This window comes from Chitinophaga sp. (assembly GCF_039596155.1).
Classification (GTDB): Bacteria; Bacteroidota; Bacteroidia; order Chitinophagales; family Chitinophagaceae; genus Chitinophaga.
In genome coordinates this window covers 102,746-119,381 of sequence record NZ_JBCNKF010000003.1, presented here as the reverse complement: position 1 = coordinate 119,381, position 16,636 = coordinate 102,746, and the positions used below count along the sequence as shown (strand labels likewise).

General features: G+C 45.8%; 19 protein-coding genes. 5 read left to right on the top strand and 14 right to left on the bottom strand.

The window, feature by feature from the left end; all coding sequences use genetic code 11:
- Positions 1-24 precede the first annotated feature (24 nt).
- Complete coding sequence (locus ABDW33_RS04160) at positions 25-693, top strand: peptidoglycan DD-metalloendopeptidase family protein (RefSeq protein WP_343688806.1); 669 nt, start codon at positions 25-27, stop codon at positions 691-693.
- Here ABDW33_RS04160 and ABDW33_RS04155 read toward each other — a convergent pair.
- Positions 682-1,971 carry a M20/M25/M40 family metallo-hydrolase gene (locus ABDW33_RS04155; RefSeq protein WP_343688805.1) on the bottom strand — a complete coding sequence of 430 codons (1,290 nt, stop codon included), beginning with the start codon at positions 1,969-1,971 and terminating at the stop codon, positions 682-684. The genes ABDW33_RS04160 and ABDW33_RS04155 overlap by 12 nt on opposite strands.
- Before the next feature lie 80 nt (positions 1,972-2,051).
- Between ABDW33_RS04155 and ruvB the strand changes: the two genes are divergently transcribed.
- Positions 2,052-3,080 carry a Holliday junction branch migration DNA helicase RuvB gene (gene ruvB / locus ABDW33_RS04150; protein WP_343688804.1) on the top strand — a complete coding sequence of 343 codons (1,029 nt, stop codon included), beginning with the start codon at positions 2,052-2,054 and terminating at the stop codon, positions 3,078-3,080.
- A gap of 170 nt (positions 3,081-3,250) precedes the next feature.
- Here the strand turns inward: ruvB and ABDW33_RS04145 are convergent, their stop codons facing one another.
- From ABDW33_RS04145 to ABDW33_RS04115, 7 genes are all read right to left on the bottom strand, one after another.
- The gene (locus ABDW33_RS04145; protein WP_343688803.1) at positions 3,251-4,162 is read right to left on the bottom strand and encodes a bestrophin family ion channel; all 912 of its coding nucleotides are present in this window, start codon (positions 4,160-4,162) and stop codon (positions 3,251-3,253) included.
- A gap of 79 nt (positions 4,163-4,241) precedes the next feature.
- Positions 4,242-4,721, bottom strand: a complete 480-nt coding sequence (locus ABDW33_RS04140; protein ID WP_343688802.1) for a hypothetical protein — start codon at positions 4,719-4,721, stop codon at positions 4,242-4,244.
- Between the two features lie 119 nt (positions 4,722-4,840).
- Positions 4,841-6,205, bottom strand: a complete 1,365-nt coding sequence (locus tag ABDW33_RS04135) for an ATP-binding protein (protein WP_343688801.1) — start codon at positions 6,203-6,205, stop codon at positions 4,841-4,843.
- The gene (locus tag ABDW33_RS04130) at positions 6,202-6,903 is read right to left on the bottom strand and encodes a response regulator transcription factor (RefSeq protein WP_343688800.1); all 702 of its coding nucleotides are present in this window, start codon (positions 6,901-6,903) and stop codon (positions 6,202-6,204) included. Before ABDW33_RS04130 ends, ABDW33_RS04135 begins: the two co-directional genes overlap by 4 nt.
- A 70-nt stretch (positions 6,904-6,973) precedes the next feature.
- On the bottom strand, positions 6,974-7,675 hold the full coding sequence (locus ABDW33_RS04125) for a response regulator transcription factor (RefSeq protein ID WP_072364009.1): 702 nt from the start codon (positions 7,673-7,675) through the stop codon (positions 6,974-6,976).
- Positions 7,676-7,752: 77 nt separating this feature from the next.
- Complete coding sequence (locus tag ABDW33_RS04120) at positions 7,753-8,544, bottom strand: DUF3108 domain-containing protein (protein WP_343688799.1); 792 nt, start codon at positions 8,542-8,544, stop codon at positions 7,753-7,755.
- Positions 8,545-8,552: 8 nt separating this feature from the next.
- Positions 8,553-9,509 carry a lysylphosphatidylglycerol synthase domain-containing protein gene (locus ABDW33_RS04115; RefSeq protein ID WP_343688959.1) on the bottom strand — a complete coding sequence of 319 codons (957 nt, stop codon included), beginning with the start codon at positions 9,507-9,509 and terminating at the stop codon, positions 8,553-8,555.
- A gap of 67 nt (positions 9,510-9,576) precedes the next feature.
- Between ABDW33_RS04115 and ruvC the strand changes: the two genes are divergently transcribed.
- Together ruvC and ABDW33_RS04105 are read left to right on the top strand one after the other, a co-directional pair.
- Positions 9,577-10,137, top strand: coding sequence for a crossover junction endodeoxyribonuclease RuvC (gene ruvC, locus ABDW33_RS04110; protein WP_343688798.1), 561 nt, complete (start codon positions 9,577-9,579; stop codon positions 10,135-10,137).
- A gap of 145 nt (positions 10,138-10,282) precedes the next feature.
- Positions 10,283-10,990, top strand: a complete 708-nt coding sequence (locus ABDW33_RS04105; protein WP_343688797.1) for a response regulator transcription factor — start codon at positions 10,283-10,285, stop codon at positions 10,988-10,990.
- On the opposite strand, the gene ABDW33_RS04100 is transcribed toward ABDW33_RS04105, so the two are convergent.
- From ABDW33_RS04100 to rsmA, 4 genes are all read right to left on the bottom strand, one after another.
- Entirely contained in the window at positions 10,968-11,366 is a 399-nt protein-coding gene (locus tag ABDW33_RS04100; RefSeq protein WP_343688796.1) for an HIT family protein, read from the bottom strand. The two genes, ABDW33_RS04105 and ABDW33_RS04100, sit on opposite strands and share 23 nt — an antisense overlap.
- An 84-nt stretch (positions 11,367-11,450) precedes the next feature.
- Positions 11,451-11,924 carry a transcription elongation factor GreA gene (gene greA / locus ABDW33_RS04095; protein ID WP_343688795.1) on the bottom strand — a complete coding sequence of 158 codons (474 nt, stop codon included), beginning with the start codon at positions 11,922-11,924 and terminating at the stop codon, positions 11,451-11,453.
- Positions 11,925-12,121: 197 nt separating this feature from the next.
- Positions 12,122-13,051: an NAD(P)-dependent oxidoreductase gene (locus ABDW33_RS04090; RefSeq protein WP_343688794.1), complete on the bottom strand. Its 930-nt coding sequence runs from the start codon at positions 13,049-13,051 to the stop codon at positions 12,122-12,124.
- Complete coding sequence (gene rsmA / locus ABDW33_RS04085) at positions 13,048-13,800, bottom strand: 16S rRNA (adenine(1518)-N(6)/adenine(1519)-N(6))-dimethyltransferase RsmA (protein WP_343688793.1); 753 nt, start codon at positions 13,798-13,800, stop codon at positions 13,048-13,050. The genes ABDW33_RS04090 and rsmA overlap by 4 nt, the downstream gene beginning before the upstream one ends.
- Positions 13,801-13,929: 129 nt before the next feature.
- Here rsmA and pdxA point away from each other — a divergent pair, with 129 nt between their 5' ends.
- Positions 13,930-14,994, top strand: coding sequence for a 4-hydroxythreonine-4-phosphate dehydrogenase PdxA (gene pdxA, locus ABDW33_RS04080; protein ID WP_343688792.1), 1,065 nt, complete (start codon positions 13,930-13,932; stop codon positions 14,992-14,994).
- Positions 14,995-15,045: 51 nt separating this feature from the next.
- On the opposite strand, the gene ABDW33_RS04075 is transcribed toward pdxA, so the two are convergent.
- Entirely contained in the window at positions 15,046-15,876 is an 831-nt protein-coding gene (locus tag ABDW33_RS04075; protein ID WP_343688791.1) for a class I SAM-dependent methyltransferase, read from the bottom strand.
- 105 nt (positions 15,877-15,981) lie between these two features.
- Positions 15,982-16,626 carry a hypothetical protein gene (locus ABDW33_RS04070; protein WP_343688790.1) on the bottom strand — a complete coding sequence of 215 codons (645 nt, stop codon included), beginning with the start codon at positions 16,624-16,626 and terminating at the stop codon, positions 15,982-15,984.
- Positions 16,627-16,636 lie beyond the last annotated feature (10 nt).

The window sequence follows — 16,636 nt, the reverse complement described above, 5'->3', positions numbered from 1 at the left end:
GCAATGCCAGCCTTCTTTTTTACTATGTTAACCGAAATCTTACAACGTCATCAGCCATTTCAGCCAGTCGTATTATTTGATCCTGCAAAGGATCACCTGTATCCTATGGACTTTACTGCCGCCAATACAGACCTGACGCCTGATATACTGGACAATGAGTTACTTTTCAGTGACTATATCACTCAGCTACTGGCTAAACACAACGCTGCCTTTGGCATAGGCGGCTATGGGGAACACAGAACTATCTACTCCCGCAGCACCCATTTCGATACAGAAGGCGAACCTCGCCGTTTACACCTGGGCATAGACATCTGGGGCCCCGTGGGGACACCGGTTTATGCACCGCTCAACGGCACGATCCATAGTTTTCAGTTCAATGATCAGATGGGAGATTACGGGGCTACTATTATTCTAAAACACGTGTTGGATGGTGTACCTTTTCACACCCTGTACGGGCACCTGAGTGTAGCTGATCTGGAAGGATTAAAAGTGGATGCACCTGTTCCTGCAGGACAGATAATAGCCCATTTCGGACCGCTGAGTGAGAATGGCCATTGGCCTCCTCACCTTCACTTCCAGCTCATCACAGATATGGAAGGGAAGGTGGGAGACTATCCTGGCGTATGTCGTTATAGTGAAAGAGCGAAATATATGGCTAACTGCCCGGATCCTAACCTGATCCTAGCGTTTTAATGCTGCGATCCTGGTAGGCGTATCTGTACCCGCTACTATACTACGCGCACTGATAGCAATAGCCTGTATAGTACTCGTGATGTTCTTAATATCCAGGGTACTGACTTCATCTCCTACACTATGATACAGTTTATCCGAATCAATCTGGTCTGTAGAAATAGTATGTGCAGGTACCCCCTGCCTGGCCAGTGTAGCATTGTCTGAACGGAAGAACAGATCCTGTTCAGGATAAGGATCAGGATAGAAACGGAAGATCGAATGTTGCAGGTTCTTCTCAAGAATCTTTCCAAAATCAGAACGCTCGTACCCGGTGATAAATGCACTGTTCTTACCGAACTTCGATTCCTTGCCGATCATCTCGATGTTGAACATCGCTACCACCTTGTCGGGGTTCTGCCGCTTAGAGAAATACCGGGAACCATAACCTCCTATCTCCTCAGCCGTAAATGCAACAAAGATGAGCGATCTGGCGGGAGGATGCTGCTTATAATATTTTGCCAGCATAATCACCGCTGTTACCCCACTGGCATCATCATCAGCGCCATTTGCAATGCTGTCGGTACTAACAGGTTTCACAATCCCCAGATGGTCATAGTGCCCTGAAAAGATCACATATTCATCCGGCTTTGTCTTTCCTTTGATCATACCTGCAATATTGCTCAGGTATAGCGGAGTGACCTGCTGACTGGCTTTTACATCCCAGGTTTTGAAATCTGCATCTCCTGCCTGTTTAAGTACTAACACGACCGAACACATACTATCGAGATGCTTACTTCCCTTTTCCTGTATAGTCCCGTAAAATTTATTGAAGTCCTCGGTATGTGCGGTATCAACCCACACAAGGGTATTCTTTTTTGCCTCTCTCAGCTTTCTCACGAAGTCATAAAATTGCTCACCGGCAGGTAATGTTTGCACATCTACATCACTTTGCTGATTCCAGTCAATCGACGGAGCTACGCCGAGCAGGATAATTCTTTCTGCCCCGATCACGCTATTCCCAACGTGGCCCTGACGTAGACCGGGCGTAGTATTAAAACGATGGAATGCCTGGCGGAAATTAGTAGCGCCCGGTAGTGGCCGAAGCCCCGCCCTGGTGAACTCCTTTTCCAGGAACTGGGCCGCCTTTTCTATACCAGGTTCAAATGTTTTACGTCCCTGCATATCATCAGCTGCAAGGGTGGTGATTATTCGTTTCACTTCCTGTTCCTTAATATCCTGTGCCCGTAAAGTAAGGGAAGATATACTCATCAGGAGGGTTAAAATGCGCGCGTGTTTCATATTGGGCTGTTGCTAATTATCAAATATAACCGAAAATTCGAAGCTGCCACCGGCGATTTTTTGGTAACTTTCACCCCGATATGTCGAATCCGATTAGACCAGATGAAACCCGCCAAAGTGCGGCAGAAAAAGAGTTTGAAAACAGTATTCGCCCCCGGGAGATCATCGATTTCTCCGGCCAGGACCAGATTATTGAGAACCTCAAGATCTTTATCAAGGCCGCCAAACTGCGGGGGGAAGCCCTTGATCATGTGCTCTTTCACGGCCCTCCCGGATTAGGTAAGACAACGCTGTCGCGCATTGTCGCCAACGAAATGGGTGTGAACATCCGTGAAACCTCCGGCCCGGTGATCGAGAAACCCGGTGACCTGGCAGGCCTGCTCACCAACCTTGAGCCCAAAGATGTGCTGTTCATCGACGAAATTCACCGGCTCAGTACAGTGGTGGAAGAGTATCTCTATTCTGCCATGGAAGACTACCGTATTGACATCATGATCGATACCGGTCCAAGTGCCCGCGCCATCCAGATCTCATTACATCCGTTTACATTGATAGGGGCAACTACCCGCTCAGGATTGCTGACCGCCCCCCTTCTCTCCCGCTTTGGTATCAAGTCAAGGCTGGAATACTACACCGCAACCACCCTGCAAAAGATCATCTGGCGTGCCGCCGGCCTGCTGGACACAAAGATCACCAGCGAAGCTGCCATGGAAATAGCACGGAGATCCAGAGGGACTCCCCGTATTGCCAATGGTTTATTAAGAAGGGTGAGAGACTTTGCACAGGTAGTGGGTAATGGTACCATCGATCTTGACATTGCCAAATTCAGCCTGAAAGCACTCAACGTAGATGAATACGGCCTCGACGAAATGGATAACCGCATCCTGCAGGTAATTATAGAAAACTTTAAAGGCGGTCCCGTAGGTATCACCACCATCGCGACTGCTGTAGGTGAAGAAGCAGGCACACTGGAAGAAGTGTATGAACCATTCCTCATACAGGAAGGGTTTATTAAGCGTACACCGCGTGGAAGAGAAGTAACAGAGAAAGCTTACGTACACCTGGGTAAAACACCAAGAGGTGGAGCGAATAGTGGTCTGCTTTTCTAAAATAACGACTTACATCCGTATTAAAATACTAAAGGGCTGACCATTGTATCGCTGGTCAGCCCTTCCTCCTCAAAACGGTGATCAGGGAGTTTGCTTAGTCTTTAACCATTCTGTCATTCAAAAAATACTCCCCCCTCGTACCAATCATTCTTTACCAATATATATAACTACTACATCACATAATAGGTGTACACGGGCGGTGTCTCCGGTACATGGTTGTCATTCAGCATCTGCCTCAGATCCCTTTCAATAGTACGGGCAATGGTTGTCATTGGCGTATCTGTTGGTTTGTTATCAAACGGATCCTGCAGATGTATAGCCATTTTTTCAATCAGCAGAAAGGATGCTGCGATAGCACCAACCAAAGGCACTGCGACCCAGCCAAAGAACTCTATCACGCCAAATGGCAGCAACATGATAAAGAAGTTCAATGCAAAATGAATGTACAAGCTGTAGGTTGAAGGAAATACGGTGTTTTTAATACGCTCACATTTACCCATCGCATCACTGAACTTATTCAATGTAGAATCGATCTGCACCTGCTGATAAGCATTGATCCAGTCGCGTTGCAATGCAATCTGCAGATCTTTCGCATGCAGCTCCAGCAAGGCCATGGGCACATTTGCAAAGCGTGCTACATACGCCACTTCCCTCTTTGGGATCAATCGCTCCAATCCCTCGGTGGCAGACAATCCCCTCAGTTGCTGACCCAGTGCATAACACCATGCCATCTGGCGGCGTATCATTCTTTCCCGTAAGCGCTCAGCTTCCTCGGGGAATTCTGTGCTATTAATGAACGTCAGCACCTCCCGCGTAAAAGATCGGGAATCGTTCACAATAGCACCCCACACAGTGCGGGCTTCCCACCAGCGGTCATAAGCCTGGTTAGACCTAAACGCCAGCAGCAGGGAGATAACTGTACCCATAATCATGGGTACAGACAATGGTATGTTGATGGTTTTTTCCAGGTTGAACCGGTCATGTATTAATACTATCACAAGTGTGTATAATAATACTAACGCGATCTCATACTTGATTTTGCCAAACACATATCTAAACGGTATATTTTTTTTGAGTAGCATAATACCAGATTTAAAAAGTGATTTACAAATAGCGCTCCCCCCTCCGTCGAGGGAAAGAGCACTACTCAAACAGACACATCTATATTTCAAATAGTTCGGACATTGCCGACACCAGCGTGCGCTCTTTCTTCTTCAGCGATACATGGTGTACGGGGTAGTTGCTCTTCCTGATCAGTGCTGCCGGGTCATAACTGTTAGGTGATGCCTTGCGGAAATTAAAATCAGCCGGACATACGATTGCATCAATATTGTGGTACAACAAAAAGTTGCGGAACACCCCATTGCTGCGGCCTATCAGGAACTCGGTTTTCAGCGACCGGATAGCTGAGCCATATTTGTTCTTTAATATTTCACTCGCCTCTTTATAATCGTCAGTAATCAAATCATAGTGTGAGGATCTTCTTGACAGCATCATCAGATCCATAATTGAACCCGGCATATGCAACGCGTGCATCATCACAATATTCAAAGGTTCCCCCGCCCCAAAGCGCTCTACAACATGATGAACTACACGAAGAGACCTGATGGAAAAATCTGTAGGAATCAAAATATGTTTCATATGCTTTGATTTATAACACAAAGCTATTTCCACGAGATTAGGAACCCGTAAGCAGGAGATAAAAGAGAATTAAAAATGTGGTAAGAATCTGGTAAAATGGGGTAAGAAACCGGTAAGAATCAGGCTACAGGCAGGGTGATCCGTATCTCTGTACCCTTGCCCTGCTGGCTGTTTACAATGATATTGCCCCCATGCAGGCGAATAATATTCCGGGATAATGGCAGCCCTATTCCATACCCTTTATAACCACTCGTGTTAGAAGCACGAAAGAATGGATCATATATAAATGGTAGTTCGGATGCAGGGATACCAATACCCTGATCCTGAATCAATAAAATGATATTACTATCTGTAGCAGCCAGGGCGATACTGACAGGTCGGTTATCAGAGTACTTGCAGGCATTCTGTACAATATTGCTGAACGCAAGATGTAATAACTGCGCATCCGCCAGTATAAAGAGCTTTGCCTCATCCTCCGGCAGCATGGAATAATCTATTTCTACCTGATTATTAGGATTGATCTGATCAATTGTATCTTTTACTGAGAAGATCAGCTCATCCACACGGATGCGTTCGCGGTGGTATCCTTTACCGCCAAAACCAGTCTGGGCAAGGCGTAACAGGCTCTTCGTAATATGCTCCAGGCGCTCGGCTTCTCCTAGTATCACCTGGATGGACTGCCGGTATTCCTCATCTGTACGCTGCTTATTCAATGCCAGTTCTGCTTCTCCTATGATAGCCGTGAGCGGCGTTCCCAACTCGTGAGAGGCATTGCTGACAAAGTTGTTCTGTGTTTCGAAAGCCGTCTCCAGCCTGTCCAGCATATTGTTGAAGGTCTGCGCCAGTTCAAACATTTCATCATTACTATCTGGTGGATCCAGTCGCAGATGCAGGTTATGCGCCCTTATATTCTTCACCTGCGATGTCATCACACGCACAGGTTGCAAAATGTATCTTGAAAAAAAGAAACCAGCAGCTAATACCAATATACCCGCAGTGCCCAGGCAAATAGTCAATACCCGCTTCAGGTCGGCCATATAGCGGCTGCCAAAATCATTGCGGGCAGAAACGATGACGATATAGCGGTCAGGATCAGTACCGAATGCCACACCGGTATAGAAAATATCCCCTTTGCGGTAATTTGCTTTTCCCTGTAACTGTACCATTTCAAAGAAAGACCTGGGTAACGATGCCAGGGATGCGGGCTTGTTGAAATGCCCCTCTTTATCCAGTTTCAGGAAATATTCCTTTTCGTGCGGCATCCTTTCCAGGTGTTCATTGCGGATTTCCGTATAGGTAGCACTGTTATCCCGGTCTTTGATCAGGGTAGCACGTGCAGCAACAATGGCGCGTATCTCAATGCGTTTATAAAAATCTGTAAAGGAGTATTGGTTGGCGAGAAAATAAGCACCTCCTGCAATCAGCAGGATGATGAAAACTGTCAGTGCAGTGAACAGGATCAATATCTTGACGCGTATACTCATGCTTCTTCTTTCAGCATATAACCCATTCCAACCACTGTCTGAATAAGGGCTGGCAGGCCTTTTCGGTTTACTTTCTTACGGAGATAATTTACATATACATCCACCACCTTGGTGTTCATATTAAAGTCTATGCCCCATACATTTTCCAGGATCTCCATTCTCGACAATACGCGACGGGGATTGCGCAGAAAATATTCCAGCAGGCGATATTCTGTAGCTGTCAGGGTAATGCTTTCCCCGCAACGACTGGCACTTTTCGTATCTGTATTTAGTTCCAGATCGGCCAGTTTAAGCAGATTGGCTGCAGGTGGAGCAGTGGTGGAGGTACTGGTACTGTCTGGCTGCCTTCTCAGCAGGGACCGGATCCTGGCCAGTAATTCAGCTTGTTTGAAGGGCTTGATCAGGTAATCATCTGCCCCGCTATCCAGTCCGGATACTACATTTTCTGTAGAACCCAGTGCCGTCAGCATCAGGATAGGTGTCTTATTTTGTTGGGTGCGCAGTTCCTTACATACGGCAATTCCACTCATACCCGGCAGCATTACATCCAGGATGATGAGCTGAAAAGGGTGGTCCATGGACATTTGCAGACCAGTGGGGCCATCCATGGCTACAGTCACATCATAACCTGCTTCAGTAAGGTATCGGTGAATGAAGGATACAACTGCCGGTTCGTCCTCTATTAACAATAATTTCATGCGCTATAAAAATAAGGCTGACTGAAAAGATACGAATCTTTTCAGTCAGCCCCAGAGCTATTTTAGAATCTTAGTCTTTCACCACCAGGCGGAAGCCGTTACCATGAATGTTCACGATCTCGATATTCGGATCTTCCTTCAGGTACTTACGCAGTTTGGCAATATAAACGTCCATACTACGACCATTGAAGTAAGTATCGCTGCCCCATATCTTTTTCAGTGCCAGTTCCCGCGGCAGCAGGTCATTCTTATGCTCGCACAGCATGCGTAACAGTTCGTTCTCTTTTGGAGAGAGGGTATGTGTTTCCCCATCACGGGTCAGGGTGCGCAGGCGGGCATTGAACTCGTAGCGACCTATTTTAAACTCATGCTGCTCTTCCTCTTTGCTGTTCAGTTCCTGATTTCTTTTCAGGATCGCTTTGATCTTCAACAGGAGCAATTCACTGTCAAATGGCTTGGCAATATAGTCATCAGCACCCAGCTTATAACCCTGGATGATGTCTTCTTTCATTGTTTTGGCAGAGAGGAAGAATAAAGGAATATCCGGATCTACATCACGAATTTCCTCGGCCAGTTTAAAACCATCCATATTAGGCATCATGATATCCAGGAGGCAAATGTCAAATTTCTCCCTTCTGAAAGCAGCCAGTGCCAGGATACCGTCGCGGCACAGCTCCACGTCATAATCGTTCAGTTCAAGGTAATTTTTGAGCACCATACCCAGGTTGGTATCATCTTCTGCCAGTAATATCTTTGGTTTACGTTCTTCCATATATAATAAAGTATTAATGTACAAACAAATATAGTTAGTCAGATGTTCACATAAAGTTAAAATAAGCCTAAAGGCAATTATTTTGAGATGAGAGAGGAAAATGGATAGCGGATATTCTTGTATGAAATCATATCTACCTTAATACTGCCCACCGAAATAGGGCTGTCAATACGGAGGGGAATTTTGTTGCCATCGTCACTCACCCACACACTCATTTTCTCTCCGCCTTCGAACATAGAACCTTGCAGGAGCAGGGGCGCAAAGCGGATAGCCCGGAATTTCCCGAACTTGGTTTCTACAGTTTCCTTACCTATATAGCGCACATAAATGTTGTACACCTTATCATCGAGGAACATATTGAAAGGGATCTTATCGCCTGGTTTATATTTATTGAAATCAATATTGCGGGCGTAGTAGATGGCACTGATCACGTCCTGTATACAGCCCGGTACCTTGAAGCTGCCCTTGGTACTAACGGCGGTATGTTGTGCCTGATAGAAGCTTACATCATTGTGGAGCCGGTACCCGCCTTCCTCCACATCGCGGAGGAATTTCACAGGCATCATATCGGCCGTATCTATAAAGCTCTGGTATCTGTCGCGGACTTTGAAGAACCAGTCGTAGGTTCTGTAAGTTTTCCCTTCGGCGGTGATATGATAGACATCCTTGCCGTTATACTTTTCAAGATTACAGTTGAAAGTGGCTTCACCCGCACCAATAAAAACTTTTCCAAGGGTATAGAAAACTTTGAACGTGATACTCTCGCCGGCTTTAAAGCTGGTATTGGTGATACCGCAAAAATCATTTTGGGCATACAGGGGGCGGATAGTGGCCAGACTTAAAACAACTATGAGTAGAATAAACCTCATCGATGGAGCTATTTTTCCTTAAAAATCTTAATTCCCAGCAATAGCACACTTCCTAATACGGCCGGCAGCACGAGGTTTACCAGCCAGATAATGACCGTTGCCGCTATGATAGCAGGACTGTTCATACTGAGGAATCCCATGAAATACAGGCTTACTTTGCCTCTCAGGCCCAGTTCTGCAATAGCAATGGTAGGAACCATGGCCATTACAAGATAAATGACAGCGTTCATCAAAAATCCTTGCCACCACAGCATTTCAACGCCCAGTGTGTCAAGCAAAATCAAATACTGTGCCGAGAAGACCACATAGCGTAAGGCCGAAAGGAGCAATAAATGTTCGAGGTCTGTGTTGGAGTAACGAACAATAATTTGCACAAAGATCCGGGCCTTCCTCAACAATGGTATTCTTTCAAAGATTGATAGAATGATCTGTAGCCGAAAATATAACAATATGACCAAGCCACAAATTATCAGGAGGACTCCAAACGATATTTTTTCCCATACAGTGTAGCCCGTACTGTGCTCAGGCCTTACTGGCGTGAAGTTCGCCACAAAATAAGCAAAGCCTGTTAACCCAAAAATAATAGTAACTATCAGCTGGCTGAAGCTACCTACCATTGTGGCCGCAATGGCTTTTAACTTGCTTCTGTTATTGCTTACATAGAGTACCCGTCCGCCATATTCCCCGATCCTGTTAGGTGTATTAATGGAAAACGAGACACCGGAAAGTATCGCACTAAACGCCCGGAGGAAAGACATAGGCTGGAGAGGTTTGATGAGCATCTGCCACTTGCGCGCCTCCAGTCCCCAGTTGGCCAGCATGCCTATCAATACCAACAGCATGGCCACAACGCCTTTATGCTCAAGGGTATCTATCATTTGCTGAAGAGAACTCTTTAAATTAGGTTGGTGGAGCAACTGACTATAAATGGACCAGGCTAACCAGGTAAAAAGGACTGCTCCCAGCAGGTAATTGAGAATTATTTTGGTATTTTTGTTCAGACATCAAGATTTTGGCAAAAATAAACTGTGGTTGGCAAACAAGTCAAAAATAATTCTCGGCATTGACCCGGGTACACTGGTGATGGGCTACGGACTCATTCTGGTGGAAGGAACTAAGGCCAGCCTGCTGGAAATGGATGTGTTAAAACTGTCCCGTCACAAAGATCACTACGAAAGGCTGCAATTGATACACGCCCGTGTAAATGAACTGATACGCTTGCATAAACCGGTTTCCTGCGCAATCGAGGCCCCTTTCTTTGGTAAGAACGTACAGAGTATGCTCAAGCTGGGTAGAGCACAGGGTGTGGCCATTGCCACAGCCATGCAGGCCGGTGTACCAGTGACAGAGTATTCGCCCAAAAAGGTAAAGCAATCCATCACCGGCAATGGGAATGCGGATAAAGAACAAATCTGGCAAATGCTCCAAAGGATACTGAAATTCTCTGAACGCCCTGATTATCTGGATGCTACAGATGCCCTCGCAGTGGCTGTCTGCCATTTTTTCCAGGAATCCAGCGTATTGCCAGATACCAGTAAAGCAAAGGGCTGGGACGCATTTCTGCAGAAAAATCCAGGTCGGATCGTCGGTTAATTAAAAGCAGAGAGCATAGAGGTTTTTCCAGAAGTTAATAAATTGTATTTACTTTGAATCAAATTCTTCATAACTCGCTCCCCCTGATGATACATGGAGCTATACGCCATATAACTATGGTATTTTATATAATCAGCATCAAGCTATGAAAGCAAGAATCCTATTGGTGGAAGATGATCAAAATGTTGGTGCGGTAACAAAGAAGCGATTAGAAGAAGCAGGCTACGATGTGGTACATAGCACAGACGGACAAATGGCCTGGGAGCAGTTCCAGTTACGAACCTTTGACATATGTTTACTGGATGTAGTAATGCCCAAAAAAGACGGCTTCACACTGGCAGAACAAATCCGGAGGAAAAACGACTTCATTCCCATTCTCTTTCTGACCTCGAAAGCGATGGATGAAGATAAAATTAAAGGATTTAAGACCGGCGCTGACGACTATATTACCAAACCATTCAGCATGCAGGAACTCCTGCTTCGCATTGAAGTATTCCTGAAAAGAACAAAAAGTGCCGTAAACAATACGACAGAGAAACGTACGCAGTACAATATCGGCAATCTCACCTTTGACTATAACGATCTCATTCTTCGTGAAAAAAACGGAGAGGTTTCCAGCACACTTACACAAAAAGAAGCTGACCTGCTCAAGTACCTTTGCGATAATGCGAACAAAACACTGAAACGGGAAGAAATCCTTTTCCACGTCTGGGGCAAAGATGACTACTTCCTGGGCCGTAGTATGGACGTGTTCATTACCAAGCTAAGGAAACACTTCAGAACAGATCCCTCTGTGAAACTGGAAACCCTCCATGGTGTCGGCTTCCGTTTTAACGTGCCAGGACAGCTGTAATCTGCTCCTGCACCGCCTTAAACTCAGCTTCTGACAGCTTGAGCTTAGGTCGCTGAAAGTTCATATCATCAATAGAATTAATAGGTATCAGATGCATGTGTGCATGCGGTACTTCCAAACCAACCACACTCACACCTACACGATTGCATGGAAATGCATGCTCAATTGCCTTTGCAATAGGCTTGGCAAATAACAACCACTCACCCAGCAAATCGTCTGTCACATCAAAAAAATGATCAATCTCCACTTTCGGAACGATCAATGTATGCCCTTTCACCAATGGGAAAATATCCAGAAAGGCATAAAAACTATCATTCTCAGCTATCTTGTAGCTGGGAATTTCACCAGCAATGATTTTCGTAAAAACAGATGACATATTTCGGGTTTTTAAAGTGCTCCTAAAGGTAAAAAAAAAGCCTTCCGCATGACACGGAAGGCCCTGATATCTTCAGAGGGATAATTATATTGTGATATTATCTACCTTGAACTTAATTATACCATTAGGAGTAGAGATCTCTGCTACCTCACCTACCACCTTGCCCAGCAAGCCCTTCCCAATGGGAGAAGTCACTGAGATCTTATTCGCTTTCAGATCCGCCTCTTTCTCCGACACCAATTGATAGGTCACAGTCTTCTTAGTACCTACATTTGTAATAGTTACCTTACATAAAATAGATACTTTGGAGGTATCAATGGAATCCGCCTCTACTACTCTGGCAGTAGCGATGGCATTCTCTAGCGTAGCCAGCTTGGCTTCGTGCAAACCCTGCGCCTCCTTTGCTGCGTCATACTCAGCATTTTCCTTTAGGTCACCTTTTTCCCGTGCTTCCGCAATCGCCCTCGCAATCTCTGCCCGCCCCTTTGTCTTGAGGAAGTTGAGCTCTTCACGCATCTGGTCCAGGGTCTCTTTGGTAACGTAGTTAATACCAGACATAACGTTATTTAGTTTAAGAATAAAGAAAAAAAATCAACGCCCCCGTTTGCACAGAAGCGTTGTAAATTTGTATTAAAGCAAATATAACGAAAAAATGCTTAATCCCCTAAAGAATGTCACATATACAGTATTCCTAATGCATGAATCTGCCTGCCCAAAATTGTAAGCATTCCTAATGATAATTTCTCCCTGCGACCCTATATCACATGCAACTTCTCTAACACTATCCTGGCCATGTTTATACTTGCCTCATGGGTATATCCTGCTATATGCGGAGTCATCACCACATTCGGAAAGTTCAGTAGCCGCTGCAGCTGATCCCTCTCTTCCTGACTGTAAGTTGACAACTTCTCATTCTCCTGTACATCCAGCGCCGCACCCCTCAGTAAACCCTCGTCCAATGCCTGGATCAGATCCTGCGTATGCACCAGCTTCCCCCTCGCCGCATTCAGGAACCATACCGGCCGGTGAAAAGATCTGAAAAAAGACAGGTTTGCCAGGTACTTCGTTTCTGCCGTCAAGGGCAAATGCAGACTCACTATCTCCGCCTCCTCATATAACTGCTCCATCGTCGCCTCCTGCACATGATCGTTGCTGAAACCGGTTTTATATTTATCGTAAGCCAGGATCCTCGGCTCAAACCCTCTCAGCTTACGCGCATAAGCACTACCCGTATTACCATACCCAATAATACCTACCGTACGGCCTCCTATTTCAAAGCCCCTGTTTCCATCCCGCTCATATATACCCTGCCGCAGCTCCAGGTTGCTCTTCAGCACATTGTTCATCATACACAACAACATCCCTACCATCTGCTCTCCTACCGCTTCCCTGTTACCTTCCGGACTGCTGGCACAATGTATCCCCTTACTCTCCGCATATGCCACATCAATCAATTCCATCCCGCTACCCAGCCTGCCAATCCATTGCAATTGCGTTGCCCGGTCTATCACCGGCTGATCTATCTTCATGCGGGTGGTCACGATCAATCCTACATATTCGTGAATAACTCCCAATAGCTCTTCGTATGTGATGGCAGGTTGGTAACTCACCTCAAATTCCTTCTCTTCCAACCTGTCCATTAAATAATTGTGCGCCTTAGCTGTAATTAATACTTTCCTGCTCATATCATCTTGTGGGATAATGCAACAAAATCTGCTACGGTCAACTCTTCTGCCCGTTTGGTAAAAAAGCTGTCCTGTAGTACTTCCTTTTCAAATAGCGGTTTTAACGGATTTCTCAACTGCTTGCGACGCTGCCCGAAGGCAGTTTTTACCAGGTTGAAGAACCTGCGCTCATTCCTGATGTCATAAGCCTCTTCCAGCCTGTGCAGGCGAATCACTGCTGATTTCACCTTCGGAGGCGGATTGAAACATGTCTCACTTACTTCAAACAGGTACTCTACCCTGTAATAAGCCTGGATAAGCACACTCAATATGCCATAATCCTTGTTGCCATGCTTCGCAGCTATACGCTGTGCCACCTCTTTCTGGAACATCCCTACCACACAAGGTACCTGGTCCTTCCAGTCCAGTATCCGGAACATGATCTGGGTAGAAATATTGTACGGGAAGTTACCAATGACATTGAATGTCCCCTCAAAAGGAGGCTTCACATCCAGGAAACTCTCATTAATGAGCTTCCCCTGAATGGCCGGGTAAGTCTTCTGAAGATATTCTACCTTTTCAGTATCCAGTTCTACCGCCCTGAAAGAAGTGTCTGGCAGTTCAAGGAGATATTTGGTAATGGCGCCCGCACCAGGGCCCACTTCCAGTACTTGCTGATTCGGAATTACAGGTAGTGAATCAACTATCTTTCTACAGATGTTCTCGTCCTTGAGAAAGTGCTGCCCAAGCGATTTTTTAAGTGTATACATGATCAGATGTCAAAATTACGGAAATCAGTTTGAATAAGTTCCCCCCTTCCCTTCCGCAACCGGCTTTAAAAATTGACAGAGAGTCACTACCTAATTCTTGTTATATTTGCCCATTATTCTCAAAAACGCATGAGTAGCAACGCCCATACAAACAAGCCGGTAATTGGTATCACCGTTGGTGATATCAACAGCATTGGCGCCGAATTAATCATCAAGACCTTTGCAGATAACAGAATGCTGGAGTTTTGTACCCCGGTGATATTTGCTTCCAACAAGACGATCAACTTCTACCGCAAGTTGATGAATGAGAACAACTTCAACTACCAGAGCCTGAAAGAATTCTCCCGCCTGAACCACAAACAGGTGAATGTGTTCAACTGCTGGGAAGAAGAAGTACAGATCACACCAGGTATACTGAATGAAACCGGTGGTAAATATGCTGCCCGTTCACTGGAAGTAGCCATCGAATGCCTGAAAAACGGAGATATCGATGGTCTGGTTACAGCTCCCATTCACAAAAAGAACATCCAGAGCGAGCAGTTCCATTACACAGGTCACACCCCTTACCTCAGAGATGCCTTTGAAGCAAGAGATGTACTCATGTTCATGACTGCCGATAATATGCGGGTAGGTCTGCTCACAGAGCATGTACCTGTCAAAGACATCGCAAAATATGTTACACGCGAAAACATCCTGGCTAAACTGGTCATGATGAAAGATAGCCTGATCAGGGATTTCGGTATCGACAAACCACGCATCGCGGTACTGGGCCTTAACCCACACGCTGGTGACGATGGACTGATCGGTGAAGAAGAACTGAGAGAGATCATCCCGGCTATCAACCAGGCGAAGAACAATGGTATCCTCTGCTTCGGCCCATATAGCGCTGATGCCTTCTTTGCAAGGAACATGCACAGCACTTTCGATGGCGTACTGGCTATGTACCACGATCAGGGACTGATTCCATTCAAATCGCTGGCTACCGGCGAAGGTATCAACTTCACCGCAGGTCTGCCTGTTGTACGTACCTCTCCCGATCACGGTACTGCATTTGACATCGCAGGTAAAAACCTGGCAGATCATTTCTCCTTCCGTCAGGCAATCTTCACCTGCCTGGACATCATCGAGAAGAGAGAAACTTACGACGAGAACACCCAGAACCCGCTTAAGAAAATAGAACTGGCTTCTGAATAAATAAGTTCACCGCATTATAAAAAGAGCCTTCCGTACCACGGGAGGCCTTTTTTATATATGAAAGGCCGCTATCTCCAGCAACCCCTCTCCCCTGCCCCTGAACCACTTATTATAACCATGCAGTAAGTATTCTGTTGCCTGCATATCATACACACCCGCTATCTCCGCTTCCAGTAATGAGAGCAGGTTGAGCACCTTCTTACGACTATAGACCATATTGTTTTCCATCACTTCCGATAGTGCCCTCGCAAGTGATATATACGAGGCCGGCATCTCTTCCTCAGGTAATGCATAATCCATGATCACTGCATTATTCCGCACCCTGGAACAGAAACACCGCATCACGTTCAGAAATTGCTCTTCAGGAATATAATGCATAATACCCTCAAACACGATGAGCGTGGGTTCCTTGGGCTGGTAACCCGCAGCTATCAGCATTTTCATCATTTGCGCCGTGTGCGTGATGTCTGCATGAAGAGTGTGCAGGCGCACATCATTGTAAGATACAGCCGCATAGAGCGCTTGTTTCTCCTGCATATGACAGATATCTATCTCATAGATACTGGTAAGCTGCTCCGGAAAATATTCCGCAATCTGAAGCCCCAAAGGATCGAGGCCTGCAGCCAGTATGCATACCTGCTGGTGTGGATGTGCGATCATCAGCTGTTTGATCAGGTAACGCACCATTTGCTTACGAAGAAGGAGGATCTCACTGAAAAGTGGGGTGATACTGGTAAGGGCCGCTACAGGCTTTTCTACAGCACTGAAATCGATACGTGACAGGTAATCATACCCCCAGCCGTCTGTATACAGGCTTTTCACTACGGAGAGTAGTAAAGCCGCGGAAGAAGCCACGGGGAGTTTATTTTCCAGGGGTTTCATGGGGATCAGTTTTTAAGGTTAACGTGTGTTTTAAAGTTAACGGTAAAGACTGAAATACAATGGCATCTATTGAACCGGCGCAATGCCGGTTCAATAGAAATGTGGCTATTTTGATAATAGTTGTTTAGTATAAGCTTCCCCCCAGTTTGGCGCAATCTCACTTGCTGGCTTAAAAGTTGCAAACTTCTTCAACGCCAGCTCAAACTTCTCTTTCGCTTTTTCTTTACTACCACCAAACTGCTCCGGCGTGTAATACAACGACTGGCCCTGTAACAAGTCTACTCTGGGATTATCCTTATTAATCTGTCCTGCTTCTGACAGCAAAGTGGCTGCCTCGGCGCCATACTGCATTCCCCTCGTCATCGGATCCACTCCAATACGCGCTGTAGCTATCAGCGATTTCACACAATAAATTTCATCATTCTTCGGACTCAGTGATTCCGCTTTCTCAATCGCCGCCTGCGCCTTATCATCTATCGCATCTACCTTGCTCTTATCCTTCTCACTCAGTGCATTCATCACATAGCAATAGGCAGCATAGTAATACGGCAACCATTGTGTCTTCTCAGCAGCAGCAATACGTTCAAAGGTGTTTGCAATTTCCTGCATCTTCTCCGGCGCACGGTTCGCCGGATCATCTAACTGTGCGATCTGTTTGCTCATGGCTGTCTGATATTGCGCACTCTGTGCAAACGTCATCGAAAATGTAGTAACTAAAAGGCAGAAGGAGAGAACAAAAGTTTTCATCATATTCAAGGTT

What these genes read in the sequence shown, in the direction of transcription:
- ABDW33_RS04090 (WP_343688794.1), bottom strand. Translation starts at nt 13,051, where the DNA reads ATGAGCAGGAAAGTATTAATTACAGCTAAGGCGCACAATTATTTAATG.
- pdxA (WP_343688792.1), top strand. Translation starts at nt 13,930, where the DNA reads ATGAGTAGCAACGCCCATACAAACAAGCCGGTAATTGGTATCACCGTT.
- ABDW33_RS04155 (WP_343688805.1), bottom strand. Translation starts at nt 1,971, where the DNA reads ATGAAACACGCGCGCATTTTAACCCTCCTGATGAGTATATCTTCCCTT.
- ABDW33_RS04135 (WP_343688801.1), bottom strand. Translation starts at nt 6,205, where the DNA reads ATGAGTATACGCGTCAAGATATTGATCCTGTTCACTGCACTGACAGTT.
- ABDW33_RS04125 (WP_072364009.1), bottom strand. Translation starts at nt 7,675, where the DNA reads ATGGAAGAACGTAAACCAAAGATATTACTGGCAGAAGATGATACCAAC.
- ABDW33_RS04100 (WP_343688796.1), bottom strand. Translation starts at nt 11,366, where the DNA reads ATGTCATCTGTTTTTACGAAAATCATTGCTGGTGAAATTCCCAGCTAC.
- ABDW33_RS04145 (WP_343688803.1), bottom strand. Translation starts at nt 4,162, where the DNA reads ATGCTACTCAAAAAAAATATACCGTTTAGATATGTGTTTGGCAAAATC.
- ABDW33_RS04130 (WP_343688800.1), bottom strand. Translation starts at nt 6,903, where the DNA reads ATGAAATTATTGTTAATAGAGGACGAACCGGCAGTTGTATCCTTCATT.
- ABDW33_RS04120 (WP_343688799.1), bottom strand. Translation starts at nt 8,544, where the DNA reads ATGAGGTTTATTCTACTCATAGTTGTTTTAAGTCTGGCCACTATCCGC.
- ruvB (WP_343688804.1), top strand. Translation starts at nt 2,052, where the DNA reads ATGTCGAATCCGATTAGACCAGATGAAACCCGCCAAAGTGCGGCAGAA.
- ABDW33_RS04070 (WP_343688790.1), bottom strand. Translation starts at nt 16,626, where the DNA reads ATGATGAAAACTTTTGTTCTCTCCTTCTGCCTTTTAGTTACTACATTT.
- ABDW33_RS04140 (WP_343688802.1), bottom strand. Translation starts at nt 4,721, where the DNA reads ATGAAACATATTTTGATTCCTACAGATTTTTCCATCAGGTCTCTTCGT.
- ABDW33_RS04160 (WP_343688806.1), top strand. Translation starts at nt 25, where the DNA reads ATGTTAACCGAAATCTTACAACGTCATCAGCCATTTCAGCCAGTCGTA.
- greA (WP_343688795.1), bottom strand. Translation starts at nt 11,924, where the DNA reads ATGTCTGGTATTAACTACGTTACCAAAGAGACCCTGGACCAGATGCGT.
- ABDW33_RS04075 (WP_343688791.1), bottom strand. Translation starts at nt 15,876, where the DNA reads ATGAAACCCCTGGAAAATAAACTCCCCGTGGCTTCTTCCGCGGCTTTA.
- rsmA (WP_343688793.1), bottom strand. Translation starts at nt 13,800, where the DNA reads ATGTATACACTTAAAAAATCGCTTGGGCAGCACTTTCTCAAGGACGAG.
- ABDW33_RS04105 (WP_343688797.1), top strand. Translation starts at nt 10,283, where the DNA reads ATGAAAGCAAGAATCCTATTGGTGGAAGATGATCAAAATGTTGGTGCG.